Annotated in this window: 12 protein-coding genes; 9 read left to right on the top strand and 3 right to left on the bottom strand. The window is 41.3% G+C overall.

Translation table 11 applies throughout. The features are described from left to right. Positions 1–75 precede the first annotated feature (75 nt). A complete protein-coding gene (locus DBR11_RS01680) occupies positions 76–1,608 on the top strand; it encodes a glycoside hydrolase family 10 protein (protein WP_108549873.1) in 1,533 nt (510 codons plus the stop codon). Between the two features lie 37 nt (positions 1,609–1,645). Here the strand turns inward: DBR11_RS01680 and DBR11_RS01675 are convergent, their stop codons facing one another. The 3 genes from DBR11_RS01675 to DBR11_RS01665 form a co-directional block, all read right to left on the bottom strand. Then, entirely contained in the window at positions 1,646–2,791 is a 1,146-nt protein-coding gene (locus DBR11_RS01675) for an acyltransferase family protein (protein ID WP_199233737.1), read from the bottom strand. After that, positions 2,792–4,711, bottom strand: a complete 1,920-nt coding sequence (gene nagB / locus DBR11_RS01670; protein ID WP_108549872.1) for a glucosamine-6-phosphate deaminase — start codon at positions 4,709–4,711, stop codon at positions 2,792–2,794. A gap of 122 nt (positions 4,712–4,833) precedes the next feature. Continuing rightward, a complete protein-coding gene (locus tag DBR11_RS01665; protein ID WP_108549871.1) occupies positions 4,834–5,580 on the bottom strand; it encodes a DeoR/GlpR family DNA-binding transcription regulator in 747 nt (248 codons plus the stop codon). Between the two features lie 234 nt (positions 5,581–5,814). Here DBR11_RS01665 and DBR11_RS01660 point away from each other — a divergent pair, with 234 nt between their 5' ends. The 8 genes from DBR11_RS01660 to DBR11_RS01625 form a co-directional block, all read left to right on the top strand. After that, positions 5,815–8,985, top strand: coding sequence for a SusC/RagA family TonB-linked outer membrane protein (locus DBR11_RS01660; RefSeq protein ID WP_108549870.1), 3,171 nt, complete (start codon positions 5,815–5,817; stop codon positions 8,983–8,985). An 18-nt stretch (positions 8,986–9,003) separates the two neighbouring features. Continuing rightward, positions 9,004–10,296 carry a RagB/SusD family nutrient uptake outer membrane protein gene (locus tag DBR11_RS01655; protein ID WP_108549869.1) on the top strand — a complete coding sequence of 431 codons (1,293 nt, stop codon included), beginning with the start codon at positions 9,004–9,006 and terminating at the stop codon, positions 10,294–10,296. A 274-nt stretch (positions 10,297–10,570) separates the two neighbouring features. Further along, positions 10,571–13,606, top strand: coding sequence for a SusC/RagA family TonB-linked outer membrane protein (locus tag DBR11_RS01650; RefSeq protein ID WP_108549868.1), 3,036 nt, complete (start codon positions 10,571–10,573; stop codon positions 13,604–13,606). A gap of 4 nt (positions 13,607–13,610) precedes the next feature. Beyond that, complete coding sequence (locus DBR11_RS01645) at positions 13,611–15,065, top strand: SusD/RagB family nutrient-binding outer membrane lipoprotein (protein ID WP_108549874.1); 1,455 nt, start codon at positions 13,611–13,613, stop codon at positions 15,063–15,065. Positions 15,066–15,075: 10 nt separating this feature from the next. Further along, a complete protein-coding gene (locus DBR11_RS01640) occupies positions 15,076–15,528 on the top strand; it encodes a hypothetical protein (RefSeq protein ID WP_146186437.1) in 453 nt (150 codons plus the stop codon). A 137-nt stretch (positions 15,529–15,665) separates the two neighbouring features. Beyond that, complete coding sequence (locus tag DBR11_RS01635; RefSeq protein ID WP_108549866.1) at positions 15,666–18,716, top strand: SusC/RagA family TonB-linked outer membrane protein; 3,051 nt, start codon at positions 15,666–15,668, stop codon at positions 18,714–18,716. A gap of 17 nt (positions 18,717–18,733) precedes the next feature. Continuing rightward, positions 18,734–20,338 carry a SusD/RagB family nutrient-binding outer membrane lipoprotein gene (locus DBR11_RS01630; protein WP_108549865.1) on the top strand — a complete coding sequence of 535 codons (1,605 nt, stop codon included), beginning with the start codon at positions 18,734–18,736 and terminating at the stop codon, positions 20,336–20,338. A gap of 55 nt (positions 20,339–20,393) precedes the next feature. After that, positions 20,394–20,963: N-acetylmuramoyl-L-alanine amidase (locus DBR11_RS01625; RefSeq protein WP_108549864.1), on the top strand; the 570-nt coding region annotated here is incomplete at its 3' end.

Raw genomic sequence — 20,963 nt, 5'->3', positions numbered from 1 at the left:
TGCCTAGGTGGGCTGTGTTGTATTACTTTGCATAACCTACACAAACACACAAATGAACGTCAAAAAAGATAAAGAATGCTTAAGAACATTGTTTATGCAATTATAGTTGCATTTATTTTACCCAACACTATATCTGCTCAAACAACTGCAAAAATCGCTCCAAAAAGAGAGTTTAGAGGGATCTGGGTGGCTACAGTGGCGAATATTGACTGGCCTTCCAAGCCGGGACTAAGCATAGATCAGCAAAAACAGGAGCTGATCGCTCTGCTGGACCAGCATAAAAAGAATGGAATGAACGCAATTATCCTGCAGGTTAGGCCGGCAGCAGATGCCTTTTATTCTAAATCGAGAGAGCCCTGGAGCCAGTGGCTAATGGGAAGACAGGGACTGGCGCCAAGTCCGGGTTATGATCCTTTGGAATTTGCTATAAAAGAGGCACACTCCAGGGGAATGGAACTGCATGCCTGGTTTAATCCCTACCGGGCCACGATGGGTGGAAGTTCCGCGGTAAGCAGTAGTCATATGACGGCTAAGCGGCCGGATATGTTCTTTTTATATGGAGGCAAAAAGCAGTTCGATCCCGGCCTCCCGGAGGTTAGGGAATATATTGTTGAGGTGATCCTTGATGTGGTGAAAGGCTATGATATTGACGGGATTCACTTTGATGACTATTTTTATCCTTATCCGATCTCTGGGCAGAGAATAAACGATGCTTTAACATTTGCTAAATACCCCAATGGATTTACAGATATTAAGGACTGGAGGCGGAATAATGTCGACATGCTGATCAAAATGCTGGACGACAGTATTCACCATTATAAAAAGTATGTGAAATTTGGGATTAGTCCTTTTGGGATATGGAAAAACTCTTTTGAAGATGCAGAGGGGTCTAAAACAAGTGGTCTTTCCAATTACGCGGAATTATTCGCTGATTCCAGGAAATGGGTTAAGGAGGGATGGGTAGATTACATTAATCCTCAGATCTATTTTAGTTTCACCAGAAAAGCTGCTCCTTTTGGAACATTGGTAGACTGGTGGAGCAACAATACTTTTGGACGACATTTATACATTGGCCAGGCTGCATACCTGGTGAATCAGAAAATGGAAGCCGCCTGGAGGCAACCCAGTCAGATTCCAGATCAGATCAGGTATCTGAGGGAGAACAACAGGGTGCAGGGCAGTGTTTTTTTTAGTTCCAAATCCTTCACAACTGTAGCAAGAGCTGTTGGAGATTCTCTGAAGAATGATCTGTATAAATATCCGGCTCTTCCTCCGCAGATGCCATGGCTGGATGATGTTGTTCCTAATGCACCTCAAGATTTTAAAGCAGAAGCGGCCAATGATGGCGTACACCTCCAATGGGCTAAGCCATTTATGGCGGAAGATGGAGAAACCGCTTCAGGTTATGTGATCTATCGCTTTGATGAGGGGGAGAAAATTTCTGTTTTAAATCCTAAGAACATACTTAGGGTCAGTTTTGAAGACTTTACATCTTTCATTGATACGACTGTAGATAAGGGGAAAAGATATAATTATTTAGTGACGGCACTGGATCGGTTGAAGAACGAAAGTGAGCCAAGTGGTCCTGTTGGTGTAGAAACCAAATAAAAAAGAAAGCCTGATGATATTCATCAGGCTTTCTTTTTTAAACTTTAATAAAGATCTTCTTTTTGTACATGATCCATAGAATGACCAGCCAGAAGAGAATCTGTGTAACTGCCCAGGCTAGTGAAGCATTCACTGGCGAAAAATTTGGACTGTAATAGCTTTTATACAACCACCACTGTGCACCTGCAGTTGTTCCATCCAACATTTTTACCTGTATCATGTTTAATGTTCTTGGAATTAAACCCGAAAGGAAAAATACAGTAATGGCATTCACTCCATAGACCACAAATGGTGTTGTAAACCGGGTATATTTCTGCACGTCAATGATCCAGTAGCTTAAAGAGAGGATAACAGTTGCCAATCCCCCAGCATAGAGCACATAGGAACTGGTCCATAGGGATTTGTTGATGGGAAATTCAAGATCCCACAGCAAACCCAGGGCGATGGCAGCAAATCCGGTAGAGAACAGCCAGGCAATTTTCGTGGCAGCCTCAACATCTTTACGCTTTAAATAGATGCCAACAAGCACGCCAAACAGTCCAGAGGCAATTGCGGGAACGGTACTCAGGATGCCCTCTGGATCCCAGGTCTTTGCTGATTTCCATAAATGGGCCTCAGTTAGTAAACTTCGGTCCAGCCAGGCGCCTAAATTTGTCTCTTTTTCCAGATTAGGATAGCCAACATGCGGTACAGGTACAAAAGTGAGTAATGCCCAGTATACCACAAGCAGCCCAATGAGTATTTTAAATATGTTCCGCTCTGAATTCTTCAGAAAAATGACGGAAGAAAAGAAAAATACAAGGGCTATGCGCTGCAATACACCGGGTATTCTGACCGTTTTAAAAGCCTCAAAGGGTTCAGTAAAGACTTTTGGGTATAAAGACAGGAACAGGCCCAGACCAAACAGGATTAAAGCACGTTTAAATGCTCTGAGTATAGTCTGGTTGTGCAGGGTCGGATCGGTCTTTTTGCTCCCCATGGCATAGGCAATGGATACTCCAACAATAAACAGGAAGAAGGGGAAGATCAGGTCTGTGGGCGTACAGCCGTTCCAGCTGGCATGCTCCAAAGGCGCATAGATGTTTCCCCAATCACCCGGGTTATTTACCAGGATCATTGCCGCTACTGTTGCCCCCCTGAAAAAATCAAGGGACAATAACCTTTGAGAACTCTTTTCCATCATTTAGAATTTCCATCTTACAAAGGCCTCCATGGCTTCGTACTCTGCCAATCCAAGGTCGTCATAAGCTTTTGCTGTTTCACGGTTTCTGTCCTCCGCACGTTTCCAGAATTCACGCGAATCGTCTCCAGGGAATACGGCACGGTCCTTCTGGGACTGGTGTTTGAAGATGGCGTATTTCTTTTTCTCCAGTTCCTGAGGACTCAATGGAACAGCCATTTCAATTTCATGGGTTTCAAATTCATGCCATGCACCACGGTACATCCATAACCAGCATTCTTGCGCCCAGGCTTCTGTTTTACGAAGTTCTGTTAAAGCTGCCAGGATGATGTTAAAGCATACGATATGTGTTCCATGAGGATCCTCAAAATCACCCGCAGCGAAAACCTGCTGAGGTTTAACTTTTTGAAGTAATTCAATGGTCAGTTCTACATCTTTACTGGTTACCGGATTCTTTTGATTTTTACCAGTCTCATAGAAAGGAAGTGCCATAAAGTGGATATGATCATCTTCCAGTCCGCAATAACGGGCGCCGGCAATGGCTTCTCCTTTTCTAATCAAACCTTTTACAGATTGGATTTCTGGAGTATCTACCTGGTTTGGCTGCTTTTGCTCAATGAATTTACGCATGTTGTCGTAAATGTTTTGTAAAGCATCCTGGCCCAATCCCATCTTCTGGGCAAAATCTATACTGAATTCCACAAAACGAAGGGCATCATCATCCCAAACTGCCGTATTTCCGGAAGTTTGATAGGCCACATGCACATCGTGGTGCTGGTCTACAAGACGGATAAATGTTCCGCCCATCGAGATCACATCGTCGTCTGGATGCGGCGAGAAAATGATCACCCTTTTTGTAGCCGGTTCTGCACGTTCTGGTCTTTGAGAATCGTCTGCGTTCGGTTTACCTCCAGGCCATCCGGTAATGGTGTGCTGAAGCTTGTTGAAGATATGGATGTTGATATTGTAAACCGGACCTTTTTCAACAGCAAGTTGCGCCATGCCGTTGTTGTTAAAGTCATCTTCTGTGAGTTTCAGAATTGGCTTTTGAAGTTTGTTGGCCAGCCAGATTACTGCCTTACGGGTTAGTGTTTCATCCCAGATGCAATCTTTAACCAGCCAAGGTGTATCAAAACGAGTCAATAAGGAAGCTGCGTCAACGTCCAGAATGAATTCTACGTGATCGGATAACTGTAAATAAGTCGCGGGTACTTCACTTGAGATTTCACCTTCTACGGCTTTTTTAATAATTGAAGCTTTTTTTCTGTTCCAGGCCATGAGAATAATTTCCCTGGCTTTGAATATCGTGCCGATACCCATAGTAATGGCTTTTGTTGGAACGAAAGATTTTCCACCAAAGTCTCTGGCCGCATCGCGCCTGGTCAGGTCATCCAGGGTTACCAGTCTGGTTCCTGAGTTTGGCGCTGATCCCGGCTCATTGAAACCAATGTGTCCGGTACGTCCGATACCCAGGATCTGAATGTCCAATCCACCCAGTTCTCCGATTTTACGCTCATAGTTGAGGCAGAATGAGGGAATTTCTTCCAGGGTAAGTGTGCCATCCGGGATGTTCACATTGTTTTTATCAATATCAATGTGATCAAAAAGATTTTCATTCATGAATGTTACATAACTCTGTGCGGCATTAGGCTGCATAGGGTAATATTCATCAAGGTTAAATGTAATTACATTCTTAAAACTTAGCCCCTCTTCTTTGTGTAAACGAACAAGTTCTGCATAGACTGCAATTGGTGTGGCCCCCGTTGCTAAGCCAAGAACGGCCATCTCATTTTGTTCTTGCTTTTTTTTAATAAGGTTTGCAATACGGTGAGCAACATTCAAAGATGCTTCACGCGGATTGTCAAAGACAGAGACAGGCAGTTTTTCAAAGCGCGTCTCTTCTAATAGATTTAATCTAGCCATTTATTAGGTTGTTAAAATTGGTACGGAGCAGTAAATATAGCACACTATTTCTATAATATCTAGAGAATAATGCACAGATATTTATGTTCCTGATCAAAATTTTATGGCTGATCGTTTTTTGCTTACAGGACTTTAATACCTTTTGTTCTGTAGGCATCCAGTTCATGGCTGGTTGCAGGAAGTTCGGTGATGAGATAATTTATTTTTTCCAGCGAGGCAACTTTAAGCCTTTGGGTGGTATTTAGCTTCTCCGAAATGCAAAGTACAGCAGCATTTTTACAGGAATTCAACATGGTTTTTTTGAGCTGGTTAATTTCCCAGTCGGTATCTGTAAGCCCATTCTGTGCGTGCATGGCACTTGTGCCCAGCAAACAGAGATCTGCGTTGATTTCGGATAATTGGTTGATCACATGGCCACCATAAGTCACCTGAGAATTTTTTGAAAATAGGCCTCCGATCAGGATGACTTCTATTTTAGCATATTTTGCCAATTCGATGGCTACATAGGGGCTGATGGTAAAAAAGGTAGCTTGAAGATGATCTGGTAATTGTTTAACGAGCTCTATAATGGTTGTCCCGCCACCGGTTAAAATCACCATGCCATCTTTGATCAGGGATATGGCTTTTTTTGCAATGGCAATTTTTGCTTCACGGGCATAGACATTTTTATCGTCAAAAGAAGATTGATAGGAAGTAGAAAGTGCACCTCCGTGAACTTTAATTAACTGATCTCTATCACATAACTCCTGAAGATCTCTTCTGATGGTATCTTCAGAAACATTTAATAATTGTACAAGATCAGAGGTGAGTACTCTGTTGTGTAGGTTGATCTGGCGCATGATCAGATCATGGCGTTCCTTCTTTAACATGGACTGAATTTTTTGCTAATGTAATAAATATATGAAAAGAAAAGAGAAGTTGCGGATTTATGCGGATTTGTGCAATAATATTTTGCTGATTTATTTATAAATAGTTAATAATTCCTTGTATTTAACAGAAAACATTTATGATATTTACTTTGAGAATATCTTTGTGCGTGTAATTGCGTGTTTAAAGATGTATTGTCAAATTAACAATTGACCATAATTACTAACCAAACAAGTATGAAAAAAATCTACACATTGTGGTGCTTTAAGTGCATTTATGCTTTTATAGTGCCCGTTCTATTATTGATGTTTGCCGTTTCTGCCCACGCGCAGAATAAACGGTTTACTTTAGGGGGTAAAATTGTGGATGCATCAACCAAACAAACCATCCCGGGGGCCGTGGTTAAGATTCAGGGTACCAGCTTTGCTACTGCATCAAATAATGATGGCGTTTTTAGTCTTGCAGCTAATTTGGCTCCGGGAACTTATCAGGTTACGTTTTCTTATATTGGCTTTAAGTCTGTCAGTAAGTCGGTTATTCTCGGCACTGAGGACAAAGTAACTGTAAATGCAGAATTGGGAACTGATGCCGTAGGATTAGATGAGGTGATTGTTACCGGTACCTCGCAGGGTACAACCCGTAAACAGTTGGGAAGTTATGTGAGTACGGTCAAAGGAGATGACCTTGTCAAAGCTCCGAGCGGGAATGTACTTGCCTCTTTGCAGGGTAAAACAGCTGGAGCCCAGATTAGCCAGAATTCAGGCGACCCGGCAGGGGGAATGTCTGTAAGACTACGGGGAGTAAGTTCTGTAAACTCCTCTTCTGAACCTTTGTATATCATCGATGGCGTAATTGTGAATAACTCCACCACACGCGTAACCAATACCTCTGCTAATTATGATGGGGGTAATAATTCCGGGAATCCGGCCGGACAAAATGGAAATTTTGTTGGAAGTGTTGGACAAAACAGGATGGTTGATATCAATCCAAACGATATTGATCATATTGAGGTGCTGAACGGCGCGGCTGCAGCAGCCATCTATGGGTCAAGAGCAAACTCGGGTGTAGTTCAGATTTTTACTAAAAGGGGAGTGAGTGGAAAAACTGTAGTCAGTTTTTCAACCAGCTTAATTGTAAGTAAGCTCAGGAAACAGATTGAAGTTAATCAGTCACCCGTTAAATTCGGAGGCTCTCCTGATGTATTCACACAAGATATTATTCAGCTCACTGGAACCCCGCCAGCCTTAGCGACTACGACTACGCCTGTAACAAGATATAATTATCAGGATTATATCTTTCAAACCGGTACTGGTACTGACAATACCGTATCTGTATCAGGCGGTACTGATAATACAAAGTTCTATACTTCTGCTGGCTATTTTTCCAATGAAGGGATCATTAAGAATACCAATTTTAAAAGGTACAATTTCAGAGCCAATCTGGACCAAAAAATTAACAACTGGGCAAAATTAACAGCAGGCTTTAATTACATCCATAGCGATGCCAATGAGAAACCTGATGGTAATTCTTTTTTCTCACCAATGAATTCTGTAACCATTATTGGTAACTTCCATGATATTTTTGCAAGAGATGCTCTTGGGAATTTAAAGGCTGTTGGTGAAAGAGGAAGGGTAAACCCGGTTTCAGTAATAGAAGATATTAAACAGAGGCAATTCACCAACAGGATTATCGCCAATACAGGGTTAAAGTTAAATCCGGTGAAAAATCTGACCATTGATTATACAATGGGCGTAGATAATACAATACAAAACGGAACTACACTTATTCCTCCGTTTGCCTACAATGTAAGTACAGGTTTTTATGGCGGTGGTCCTAATCTGGATGCCAGTTTGAATGGGTATGCAAGCGCAGCAAATGCGACCACTACATTATTCAATAATGAATTGAACTTTACTTATGATGCTAAATTGGCAGATGGTTTATTATCTACCACTCAAGTGGGTGGGTCTTATCAATACCAGAAGGATCTTTACTCTTTACTGAACGGACGTGGCTTAGCTCCGTTTATAGAAACAGTGAATGGCGCAAGCACCGTGCTTCCAAATGTAGACAGGAGGTCTGAATTTACCATTAGCGGTGCCTATGTGCAGCAGAATTTTAAATACAGAGATCATTTATTTGTGACAGGAGCATTAAGGGTTGACCAATCTTCTGTATTCAGTAGTGCAAACCGTACCCAGAAGTATTTGAAGGGAAATGTGAGCTATGTGCTTTCTTCAGCTGATTATTGGAAAAACTTCGGAGTATCGCAGTGGTGGAGTACATTCAAAGTCCGGGGAGCTTATGGCGAGTCGGGAAATTTAACAGGAATTGGGGCTTACGATCGCTTTAATGAATATTATTCTAACCCACTGTTGGGCAGTACTGGTTTTACAGGAAGTAATACTCTTGCCAATGTCAATGTGAGGCCAGAGCGTCAGCGTGAACTTGAACTTGGAACAGATCTCTCTTTTTTCTCAAATCGATTAGGATTGACCTTTAACTGGTACCGTAAAAAGGTGAAAGACCTGTTAATTCCGGTGGTGATCGCACCTTCAGAAGGGTATACAGGCTTACTGGACAATAACGGAGCTTTAGAAAACAAAGGAATAGAGCTGATGCTGACAGGAGTACCTGTCTCGGGCCGGGATTTCAAGTGGAATACAACTTTTATCTTTAACAGAAACAGAAATAAGGCTGTTGGAACAGGTGCACTACGGTTGATCACCACTAACCCAGGGGCACCTGTGGCAATTATTGATGGACAACCTATAGGGGTATTCTATGGAACATTCTTTGCCAGGAATCCTGATGGAAGTTTACTGACTAATGCAGCCGGCATTCCACAAACAGAGCGTGGAATCCAAACATCTTCTACTACATTTATACCTCAGAGAGATGCTAATGGGATGCCAACAGGAACGACGTTACGTAAAGTGCTTGGCAATCCAAACCCTGGTTATACAGCTTCTTTTGTTAACGACTTTTCCTATAAAAGATTCAATCTGCATATCCAGTTAGATGATGTTCACGGAGGAGATGTCTGGAATGCCGACTGGCGTACCCGTCAGGGCGTGGGTAATGGCAAGGTTGCGGAGCAGGAGCAGGAAGGAAAACTACCAAGAGGTTATATAGCAGGTGCTTATGCTGTTGAAGAATGGCGTATTGACAATGGTTCATTTATAAAATTAAGAGAGGTTTCTTTAAGCTATAATGTAGGGAAAGTTAAGTTTTTGCAAGACCTTACCATTAATCTAAGTGGCCGGAATTTGATTTCGTGGGATAATTATAAAGGATATGACCCAGAAGTAAACGCGGGTGGACAGTCTACTCTATTGCGTAACATAGATTTTGGTTCAGTGCCAATTCCACGCACATTCAGTTTAGGGTTACAGGTTAAGTTTTAAATTTCAAAAAGATCAGATATGAAAAAGTTATATATATATAAAATAACACTTGTGGCCTCTTTGATATTGGCTTCTACTTCCTGTAAAAAGGAATACAAAGATCCAAATGCGGCTCTGGCTACAGACGTTCTAAACTCCTCGAGAGGACTTACTGGGATTGCTGTTGGGCTTCAGAAATTGTATTCTTCTTCAAGAACCGGTGTGTATTTTAACTCTGTAGAGGCAAATGGATTTGTAACCAACGAGTTGTTACTGTCTAATGCGGGAAATATACCGGAATTGCAGCTCTTTACCGGAGGTAACAGCGTGGATGGTACAAATACGGTGCTGGGTAATATTTGGAGTGTTTCTAATAAGATTATCTTCGATGCGGATAACGTTATTACTAATGCGGCTAATCTTGCAGATAAAAATTATGCTGCAGGTTTGATCGCTTATACCAGTGTTTTCAAAGCTCTTGCTATTGGTAACTTGTCGCAGTACTGGGAAAAGATTCCAGCTGGCATTGGCCATAACGTGGGATTTGTGACCAGGCTTGAAGGATTCAATAAAGCAATTAGTGTAATCGATAATGCTTTGGCTGTAATCGCCGCTAGCCAGCCTAGTGTAAGCTTTAAGGCTAGTGTTCCCAAAAATTTAAATGTTAAAAACACTTTGTTGGCTTTAAAAGCACGCTATGCTCTTTTTGCGGGTAACTATCCGTTGGCTTTGGCTACCGCCGATTTGGTTGATCCAGCCGGGTATTCAACTTTTGATTTTGATACGAATACCTTTAATCCTATTTATGATATTGCAACTTCGACGAATAATGTTTTCCAACCAAGCAATATTGCTCTTGGACAGACTGGAGCTTTTGTTCCGGACGCGGCAGATCAGAGAGTGTCTTTTTACACCCAGCCGATAGCATTGGCACCTTTTCTTGGAATTAAAGGTTTTGGCTCCGCCTTAACTCAGTCGATCCCGGTTTTCTTACCTGGTGAGATTACTTTGATCAAAGCAGAGGCCTATGCTCGTCAGCCAGATCTTACTAATGCTTTGATTGAGCTAAATAAAGTCGTAACAAAAACACCTTCTTCAGATCATTTTGGTGTAGGCGCTGCTTTACCTCAGCTTACAGGAACTTACACTCAAGCTCAATTACTGGATCTGATTTATAAACACAGATGCATAGAGTTGTATATGTCGGGTTTGAAGATCGAAGATATGAGGAGATTTGGGCGGCCAAATTCGGAAAGGAAAAGAAACTTTTTCCCTTATCCTTTCACGGAACGGGATAATAATCCGAATACACCTTCAGACCCGGCTTTTTAATAAAGTATCTCTTTATCTGGGAAATAAACTCCCTATTTAATATAAAACACAAGGGCCCCAACCGGGGCCCTTGTGTTTTATATTAAATCTGTTTTATCGTGTTTAAACACGCAAATTGCTGCACGCCAGAAGCTATTTAATTGAATTATAAGTGCTTTTTTTTCTTGATATGATTTTTTAATAATATATTTTTTTAAATTTATTGCATAAAGACGCATAAAGACGCACAAAGCATTATGCCGAATAAGACAAACTTAATCTTAACCAATTCATTATGAAAAAAAAACTACTCATGTTATTATGGGGGACCTTCATGCTGGCTACTCAAGCACTGGCTCAGCAAATTTCGGTATCGGGAAAGGTCACCTCCTCTGATGACCTGATGCCTATCCCTGGAGTATCTGTAAAGATAAAGGGCAGCAGCACGGTTGTTCAGACCAATACGAATGGTATCTATTCCATTAAAGCCACCTCATCTGATGTACTGGTGTTTAGCTATATTGGGATGGTTGCACAGGAAATTGTTGTTGGGAGCAACAGCAATTTAAACGTTGTGCTGAAACCAACGGCAAACAATTTAAATGAGGTTGTTGTAACGGCGTTGGGCGTTAAGCAGCAAAAGCGGGCATTGGGATATGCAACTCAGGAAATTAAGGCCGCAGATATTGCCAATACCAATCAATCCAATGTAATCAATGCCTTAAAAGGTAAAGCTTCGGGTGTGCAGATTACCAGCGCAGGAGGAGCAGCCGGTTCAGGGTCAAGGATCCAAATTCGGGGAATTAACTCCCTGAATCCTTCAGCAAATAACCAACCCCTGTTTGTTGTAGACGGAATCCCTATTTCCAACAATACAGATCAGCTAAATGACAATTTCCAAAATACCAATAGGGCAGCGGATATCAATCCAGACGACATCGAAACCATGACTATTTTGAAAGGCCCGGCTGCATCTGTTCTATATGGTCTGAGAGCAGCAAATGGTGCGGTGATCATTACTACAAAATCTGGTAAAGGTGGAAAGCCAGCCTTTAGTTTCAAATCTTCCTATAGCTTTGACGACGTAGCCACTAAACCGGCTATTCAAACTGCTTATGGTAATGGAAACAATGGTGCATACGTTCCGACAGTTAATACCTGGGGTCCTAAAATAGAGGGAATTCCAACCTATAATCCTTATGATTTGTTCTTTAAAACAGGTCATCAGGCACAAAACTCTTTTACTTTTAGTGGTGGAAATGAAAGTGCCACTTACTTTACTTCCATTGCGAACTCTACTCAGGATGGCGTAGTTCCAAACTCAGATTATGGAAAAACCTCTATAAAACTTGCCGGAACCTTGAAAGCTTCTGATAAGTTGAAGTTTGAGGGATCTGCAAACTACATCAATTCTGGAGGAAAGAACCCCCGTACTGGTGTATCCTCCGGAACCATTTATTATTTAATGCGCTCTACCAATACGGTAGATCCGAGAGACTATCTAAATCCAGATGGTTCTGAAAAAACATATAACGCTTCTATACAGAACCCATTCTATTTTACTGAGAATGCTTATCTAAGAGACAATGTAAACAGACTTATAGGAAACCTTGGTGTAGAGTATAAGGCAACAGACTGGCTGACCTTCAATTATAAAGCGGGTTTGGATCACTATACCGATTTCAGACAAGTATATAATGAGGTTGGTTTATTAATTAGTCCATTGGGGTCTATGACAGAACAAAGGATCAGCTATAATGAAATCAACTCTAATTTCTTTGCCAGAGCTTCCAAGCAATTTGGTGACAAATGGAATGTGAATTTCTTAGTTGGACATTCTTTTACTCATATTAACGGAACGAACCTTTCCTTAAATGGAACCCAGGCTGTAGTTCCTAATGTGGAAAGTATTAACAATTACAATGTTTATAACCCAACAACTTTCCCAACTAAAAAGAACATCATTGGTGTTTTTGGTGATCTGACGGTGAGTTACGACAATACTGTGTTTATGAATGTGACGGGAAGAAATGACTGGTCATCTACATTGCCACCTAAAAACCGGTCTTTCTTTTATCCTTCAACCAGTCTCTCTTATGTATTTACAGAAACGTTGGGCCTGAAAGACAACCCGATCTTCAATTATGGTAAGTTAAGGGCTTCTTATGCTGAAGTTGGTAAAGATGCAGATCCTTATCAAATTGGAGAGTATTATTCGACACTTCAGGCTTTTAGTGGTGTGAGTGGAGTAAGAAGAGATATTAAAGTTGGTTCCGAGTCTCTGCGCCCGGAAAGAACAAAAGGATTGGAGTTTGGAGGAGAGTTTCACTTTCTTAAAAACAGAATTACCCTGGATGCCAACTATGCTATACTTAATAGTATTGATCAGATCGTTCCAGTTCCAATCAGTTACGCTTCAGGATTTGATATTTTCGTAACCAATGCAGGTAAAATACGCAATAATTCACTGGAATTTTTGCTAACAGCTAATGTGATCAATACGCCTGAATTTAAATGGGACATCAATGCCAACTGGTCACAAACAAAAGGACGAGTGCTATCAATGCCTCCCGGAGTAAGTGAAATCCAATTCAATCCGGAGACACCGTGGGTTAAACAAATTATTAAAACAGGTGGCAGACCTGGAGACTGGTATGGCTGGCCTTATTTAAGGGTGTCTGATCCAAGCAGTCCGTATAATGGACAACTTATTCTTGATGCCAACGGATATCCTTCAACAACTCAACAATTGTCAGATAACTTCCTGGTTGGAAATGCTTATCCGGACTGGGTTGGTGGCATTGGCAGTACGTTGAATTACAAAGGATTTACGTTCTCTTTCCTGTTTAGCTTTAAGAAAGGCGGAGATGTCTTCGACATTCCAAAAACACAAAGATATACTACCGGTATAGGTGCAGAAACGCAAATGAGAAATGAAATGGTGATTTTTAAAGGCGTTAAGAATACTGGTACTGCGGCAAATCCTGTATATGTTCCAAATGACAAAGCGGCCCTGATTGACCAGAGTTTTTATAACAATAGTTTTGCTTACAGGCTTTCTACAGAAAACAATGGTTTTCAGGATGCTTCATGGGTCAGGCTGCAAAATGTTTCACTTGCTTACGAATTGCCAAAAAAATGGCTGAACAAAACTTTTATTAAATCTGCATCGCTTTCTGTAACGGGAAATAACCTGTGGTTAAGCACGCCGTTTAATGGATTTGATCCGGAGGCAAGTGCTTATGGTGCAGGATCAAACTCAGTTGGCTATGTAGGAACGGGTATTCCTTCTACAAGAAGTGTATACGTTGGTGTAAATGTTAATTTCTAGAAAAATGAAAAGAATAAATATAAAAGTCCTGGTTATGATGGTCGTTGTTGCAGCATCGTTTGGTGCTTGCAAGAAGGCCCTGGACATTAATGATGACCCTTCAAGGCTAACACCAGATCAGGCAAATTTATCAGGCCTTTTAGGTGCAACCATTCAGTTTACTGCAACATCTTTTTTTAATGTAGGACAATATGGAAACAGCTATCCACAATATTTAGCTGGTTTTAACTCCTATGAAGCAAATATAGATTCTTATAATCCTTACGGATTTGACAATATCTGGGAATCGGCTTACAGAGATGCGATGCCAAACTTAAAAGATATGATTGATCGCGCAGAAAAGCTTGGAGCTCCTCAGTATTCTGGCATTGGTAAAGTACTTTTTGCATTGACTTTAATGCAAAGCACGGACATCTGGGGGGACTTGCCTTACAGCCAGGCTTTCAAGGGGCCTACTGTTCCAAGTCCAACTTACGATGCGCAACAAGACATTTATAACACGTCGCTGAAGGCCCTTTTGGATGGGGCAATTGCCGACCTGGCAAAACCAGTTCCCGCAACAGCAAGTTTAAAAGTCGGAACAAGTGATCTTATTTTTGGAGGAACAATCGCCAGCTGGCAAAAGGTAGCTTATGGAGCGCGGGCCCGCTATTATCTCCACTTGTCTAAAAAGGATCCAGCCAATCTTGCTAAAGCCATCTCTGATGTTTCCTCTGCTATTGATGACCAAAAGGGAGCAGTAGATTTACAGTTGAAATATTCTCAGGAAAGACCAAGCCCCTGGTATACAAATCTGGGCCAACCTGCTATTACAGCAAAACAGGGTCGCCCTTCCTATTTCCTGGTGAACCTGATGAATGGTACAGGATATTTTAGCGGGGTAATAGACCCAAGATTGCCAAAATTATTTGATAACGCAGGAGCTGCCACTTATATCGGCCGGCCGGTTGGTGCACTGAGTACCGATCCTGGTGCAATCCTGGCAAACTCAGATGTAACAGAAAAAACCTTTTATGGTGCAAGAACGTCTCCTGTTCCCATATTGACTTATGCAGAGATGCAGTTTATAAAGGCTGAAGCCCTGATTGCTACAGATAAAGCTGGTGCATATACAGCTTATATTAATGGTATAAAAGGAAACATGCTGAAACTTGGCGTTTCAGATGCCGATATAGCCACTTATACAACTAATGCTGTTGTCACTAAGAATGGAAATATCACAATTACGGATATCATGCTTCAAAAATACATCGCCTTATTTCTGCAAATGGAGACATGGACAGATATGAGACGTTATCAGTACGATGCTTCTATTTATCCTGGATTGAAACAGCCTAATAAAAATCTTTTAGGCAATGTGTATGTTCAGCGGGCAAAATATCCTGATAATGAACCAGGTCGAAATCCTAACGTGCCTAAAATTCCAAATCAGGCCCAAAAAATATGGTTGTTCAATTAATTAAGAGGAAATGAAAACGAATATATCAATAATGGTTGCAGGCCTTTTTTCGGTGATACTGTTGACCACTGCATGTAAAAAGAATGCGCCAGACCAATGGTTGCAAGATAATATAACAGTTATAGGCAAGGTGCCAGTTGTAGCCAGTTTTACCATTCAATCCCCCGCTACTGCAAATGTGGCTTCGGGAGCATCAGTTCCCCTGGATTTAAGATACTGGTCTGATGATCCGATTGACAAGATCAATCTAAGGGCAACAGTAGGTACGGGCGCTCAGCAGCTGGTATCAACTACGGCTTATCAAAAGGCTTATTCATCAATAAGCCGTACAGATTCATTGATCCTGAATTATCCGGTTCCTTCTGGCCTGGCCACTGGAACGGCCATTGTTCTGGAGGTTGAAGTTGTTAATAAGAACACTTTATCTAAAAAGGGGTCTTTAATTACTTTGAAAGTGAAATAATGAAGGATCACTCTAAATAGAATCAACAGGCAGCATAGATAAAGTGCTGCCTGTTTTGTTTTTCAGTTTTTTATTCCCTATCCATATGCTTATGTAAATTCTAAATAATCTATCAACAACCTAAACCCAAATTCATCATGAAAAGAAAACTACTCATGTTATTCTGGTGCACACTTGTTTTAACCACTCAAGTCATGGCCCAGCAAATAACAGTAACAGGAAAAGTAACATCAGCAGACGATGGTTTGCCGCTGCCTGGTGTTTCAGTAAAAGTTAAGGGCAAAACCGGAGGTATCAGTACAGATAATGAAGGCCGTTATTCTATTAAAGCAGAAGGCAATGAAACACTTGTCTTCAGCTTTATTGGTACGGTGCCGCAGGAAATAGTCGTTAATGGCGCAAAAGTCATTAACGTTAAATTAAAGCAGGATAGCAAAACTTTAAATGAAGTTGCGGTAACCGCTTTTGGTGTAAAGCAGGAAATCCGAAGCCTGGGGTTCTCCACGCAGAATGTTAAAGCCCAGGAAATCGTAGACTCTCAACAACCCAATATTGTGAATGCGCTGCAGGGAAAAGTGGCCGGAGTACAGATTACAAACTCCAGTGGTGCAGCTGGTTCTTCTGCAAATATTATGATCAGAGGGGGGAGCTCACTAAGCGGAAATAATCAGCCCTTATTTATTCTCGACGGGATCCCGGTTGACAACAGTACGCCTGTTGGTCAAGGTGGTTTTGCTGCTTCTGTCGGTCCTGCAACAAATAGAGCCATCGATATCAATCCGGAGGATATTGAGACCATCACGGTTTTGAAAGGACCAGCAGCTGCAGCTTTATATGGTATCCGGGCAGCTTCCGGAGCGGTAGTCATTACAACTAAAAAAGGTTCGGGAGGGGCTGCACGAGTAACCTATCAAAATAGTTTCTCATTTGATCATGTTAATAAATTGCCGGAAATGCAGTCTCAGTTTAAGCAGGGAGAACAAGGCGTTTACAGTCCAACAGCCCAGAATTCATGGGGGCCAGCTTTTGCGTCAGGAGAGAAAGTATATGATAACCTGGGCAATTTTTTTAAGAATGCTTTCGCGCAGACTCATGATGTTTCTGTAAGTGGAAGTTCTGATCAGACGCATTATTATACATCAGCTTCGCTTGTGGATCAGGGATCAATTTTAGACAACTCCACTTTTAAAAAGAAATCATTCAGAATCAACGCAGACACCAAGGTTGGTGAAAAATTAACGGTTGGAGGAAGTGCCAATTATGTTAGAACGGACCGGGAATACCTTTCTCAGGGTAGTGGAAACGGTATTATGGGGGTGTTGTACTGGCCGAGAAATCTGGATATGAAAGATTATTTGAATGCGGACGGTTCGCAGAAAATCATTACAACAACAGGAAATGATAACCCTTACTGGACGATTCAAAATAAACCATTTACCTCTAATGTGAATAGAATTATTGCTCAGGGTAACTTAGACTATAATCCATTCAGCTTTCTGAATTTCACTTACAGGCTTGGAACGGATTATTATACTGAAAGTTTTAAATCAGTAAGGATGCCTGGAACAGTAGAGGCGGACGCGCTTAAAGGTGCTATTGCGGAATCCCTTAATACAACGCAAATCACTACTTCCACAGCTATTTTAACGGGGAAAAAGAAAATTGGTTCTGATTTTAACCTGAGCCTTTCCATAGGTAACAATATTGAAATGTCGTCTTCCCAGACTTTAAACTCTGCATCTGCAAATTTTATTGATCCGACTTTTGCCAGCATTAACAATACAAAGACGCAAGATAGAACAACCTCTGAAAGTTTAACCCGTAGAAGGATCTTTAGCTGGTTTGGTGATTTTAATGCGGATTGGAAGGGAATAGCTTACCTGAATTTTAAAGGCAGGAACGACTGGTCTTCCACTTTACCAATTAAAGACCGATCATTTTTTTATCCCTCAGTAAGTGCTTCGGTAATTTTAACAGACCTGCTGAAAGAGTTTGGAGCCAAATCGGATGACAGAATCTTTTCTTATGGCAAAGTCAGGGCGGCTTTCTCCAATGTAGGTAAAGACGCTGCCCCATACTCGCTTTCAACAGCTTTGAATACCTTGACGAATGGCTTTACGATCAACCCAAGAGGGTTTATTATCAATTCGAATAATGCTTTTGGTAATCCTCTTCTTGTACCTGAATTTACCAGAGCTTTTGAAACTGGAGCAGATTTAAGGTTTTTAAAGAACCGTTTAGGTATAGACATAACCTATTATAATAGCAAATCCGATAATCAAATTTTAGTTACACGCACACCACCATCTTCAGGATCCTTTCTTGCGACATTGAATGGAGGTTCCATCAGAAATCGAGGTGTTGAGGTTGTGTTAAATGCAAAACCAATTGTTGGCAAAGAGTTCAGGTGGTCTATAGATGTTAATTTTGCGCATAACACTTCAGTTGTTCTGGAATTGCCAGGAAAACTGGACCGGGTAGAAATGTCAGATGCCTGGGCAGCCGCAAATGTCGCCCAGGGGGCAGCTTTTTTGGGTGGTAGTTTGTTTGGTATCAATGGAAATATATGGAAACGTAATGCACAAGGACAACTTTTGTTAACGAATAAAGGTCTTCCACAAGTTCAAACGGCCCCATTAGGGTATCTGGGCGACAGGAACCCTAAATTTACCGGAGGAATCACCAATACTTTTAACTATAAGGATTTCATGTTTTCTTTTATGGTTGATGTGCGTGTTGGCGGGAAAGTATTCAATGCAACAGAAAATGCTTTGGTCCGTTCGGGTTTAAGTACAAAAACTCTGGATCGTGGAACTAAAGTATTTGACGGTATTATAGAGTCTACCGGAGCTAAGAATACACTTGCTGTACCATTGGATCAAAATTACTATCAAACCATTTATGCCAATCAAGGCTATGACTTTGTAGAAGATGGAGGCTGGACCAGGTTGAGATACGCAACCTTAACTTATAATATGCCAACAAAATATCTCGGAAAGATAAAGATCAAAGGTTTGTCGTTTAGTGCTACCGGGCGTAATTTGGTTTTGATCACTAAATATTCCGGTATTGATCCCGAAGTGTCAGGAAGCGGAGCGGGTGTAGGTGGATCTGGTTCATTTGGTTTTGATAACCTTGGTGTGCCTGCAACTAAGGGTTTTGACCTTGGTTTAAAATTAACATTTTAATAAAGGAGGATAGAAAAATGAAAACATCATATATAAAAGGGTTAAGTTTTCTTGTTTTAGGGGTTTTACTAAGCTTTAGTTCCTGCAAGAAATTTTTAGACGTTAATGTGGATCCCAATAATCCCACAAAAGTATCAGCTGCAAACAGATTGGTTGGTGCAATAACCACCTCAAATGGTGCTGCGATGTGGAGGGGGTCGAGAGAGCTTGCCGGTCTGACACAATATGGGGTAACCAAACTCTTAACGGGTACCAACTTAAATGCAGAGACCTGGCGTTTTACTGCCAGTTATTTTTGCTGGCAGAATACTTATGTATATACTATGCCCAATATTGTAGATCTTATCAATTTAGGTGAAGAAGAAGGGAGCCCATGTTTTGTAGGTGCCGGTAAAACACTATTGGCTATGAATTTTGGCATGCTGGCTGATCAATATGGAGCTATTGTTATAGATGAATTTTATAATGGAAAAACCCAGATATCTCTAACACCCAAAATGCAAGATCAGGAAACGGCCTACAAACGGATAGATCAATTGCTTGATGATGCAATCACTGCATTTAATAATCCAGTTAATAAGACAACTTTAAATTCTGCTGCGGGAGATATATTATTCCAGGGGGATATCAGCAAATGGAAGAGGTTCGCCTGGGCTTTAAAAGCCAGATATTTAAATCATCTATCTAAAAAGGGTACATTGTATAACCCGGCTAAAATAATTGAAGCTTGTACCAATGCCTTTAATGCAGATGGAATGGATGCTGAATTTGCTTATCTGGCAAATGGACTGCAAACTGATGAGAATCCCTGGTATAGTTGGGGGGGATTTGTTTTACCAACGACTGATCCTAATGACAGCAGGTACGATCCAAGGTATTTTACCTGGAGCCAGTTCTTTGTGAATATGCTGACCTCATTGCCGGTAACCAATACTATGGTAAAAGACCCACGGATCAGCAGGATCATGAAGCCGGCACTGTCTGATGGTCAGTACAGGGGTTTAAGATCGGGTGGTGGACTTGTTGGTGGGCAGGGAATTCTGGCTAACGGACAAAATGGAGATGCGACAAAGACCAACGGAAATGACTATGGGAGTTTTAGCAACAGTGGTTTTTATACCAAACAAACGTCTCCTTTTCCATTTATAACTTATTCAGAAGTGAAACTGATTGAAGCGGAGGCAAGATTAAGATCAGGAGATATCAGTGGGGCATTAACTGCCTATGAAGAAGGAGTGAAGTCTAATATGCGCAAATTGGGTGTTACCGATGCTGAAATAGCTTCTTACTGGAGCGCTCAGTTAACAGATGGTCTGGCCGCACATTTTGCAAATCTTACACAGGGCCTGAGCCATATTATGCGTCAAAAATACATCACGCTATGTCTTAATCCTGAAACCTGGGTAGATATGCGCCGGTCTGATTTTAGCCAGGCCATTTATGGTCCCTCTTTAAAAAGGCCTTTAAACCTTAATACAGTGATCTTCGACGCGAATAATGACAACCAGTGGATCAGGGGCATGGTATATGAGACCAATGAACAAACCCGTAACCCGGATAATGTGGGAGACAACTCTGAAAAATATCGTTTATTAACCCCATTATGGTGGGATAAAAATTAATTCTTTTTACCAACAAAGGCCCTTCAAAAGGGCCTTTGTCCTTATTATTGTAGATATGAAACCGATTTCAATACTGAATAAATCAACCCTCTTCACACTGCTTGCCTTGCTGATCATATCCGGAGCTTATGCTCAAAAAACCTATCCGGTTATTCAGAAGCCCATCGTCTTTGATGAAGAAAGAAAACAGCTTTCTCTGGAATACCTCGAAAAAAGGCATGGGTTACATCAAACAGAGCCTACCATTAATCCTGTTATGATTGTGCTTCACTGGACCGAAATCCCCTCTGTGGAAAAAACCTTTAACGTATTCAATACCTCTACTCTGCCAGGAGCCAGGAGAGAACTCACTTCTGCAAGTAGCTTAAACGTGTCTTCGCAGTATCTTATTGACCGTGACGGAACCATTTACCAGCTCTTGCCGGATACCATTCTGGCCAGACATGTAATTGGACTAAACTATTGCGCTATTGGCGTTGAAAATGTTGGTGGAGAGAAATGGCCCTTAACAGAAGCGCAGTTAGAGGCAAATGAACAACTCATCCGGTCTTTAAAGAGCAAGTATCCTATAGAATATGTAATTGGACATTATGAGTATAATTTATTCAGAGGAACTCCACTATGG

The organism is Pedobacter sp. HMWF019 (assembly GCF_003061025.1).
Taxonomy (GTDB): Bacteria; Bacteroidota; Bacteroidia; order Sphingobacteriales; family Sphingobacteriaceae; genus Pedobacter.
The sequence above is the reverse complement of the archived record's forward strand: the minus strand, read 5'-3'. Positions and strand labels throughout refer to the sequence as shown.

What these genes read in the sequence shown, in the direction of transcription:
- DBR11_RS01680 (WP_108549873.1), top strand. Translation starts at nt 76, where the DNA reads ATGCTTAAGAACATTGTTTATGCAATTATAGTTGCATTTATTTTACCC.
- DBR11_RS01675 (WP_199233737.1), bottom strand. Translation starts at nt 2,791, where the DNA reads ATGATGGAAAAGAGTTCTCAAAGGTTATTGTCCCTTGATTTTTTCAGG.
- nagB (WP_108549872.1), bottom strand. Translation starts at nt 4,711, where the DNA reads ATGGCTAGATTAAATCTATTAGAAGAGACGCGCTTTGAAAAACTGCCT.
- DBR11_RS01665 (WP_108549871.1), bottom strand. Translation starts at nt 5,580, where the DNA reads ATGTTAAAGAAGGAACGCCATGATCTGATCATGCGCCAGATCAACCTA.
- DBR11_RS01660 (WP_108549870.1), top strand. Translation starts at nt 5,815, where the DNA reads ATGAAAAAAATCTACACATTGTGGTGCTTTAAGTGCATTTATGCTTTT.
- DBR11_RS01655 (WP_108549869.1), top strand. Translation starts at nt 9,004, where the DNA reads ATGAAAAAGTTATATATATATAAAATAACACTTGTGGCCTCTTTGATA.
- DBR11_RS01650 (WP_108549868.1), top strand. Translation starts at nt 10,571, where the DNA reads ATGAAAAAAAAACTACTCATGTTATTATGGGGGACCTTCATGCTGGCT.
- DBR11_RS01645 (WP_108549874.1), top strand. Translation starts at nt 13,611, where the DNA reads ATGAAAAGAATAAATATAAAAGTCCTGGTTATGATGGTCGTTGTTGCA.
- DBR11_RS01640 (WP_146186437.1), top strand. Translation starts at nt 15,076, where the DNA reads ATGAAAACGAATATATCAATAATGGTTGCAGGCCTTTTTTCGGTGATA.
- DBR11_RS01635 (WP_108549866.1), top strand. Translation starts at nt 15,666, where the DNA reads ATGAAAAGAAAACTACTCATGTTATTCTGGTGCACACTTGTTTTAACC.
- DBR11_RS01630 (WP_108549865.1), top strand. Translation starts at nt 18,734, where the DNA reads ATGAAAACATCATATATAAAAGGGTTAAGTTTTCTTGTTTTAGGGGTT.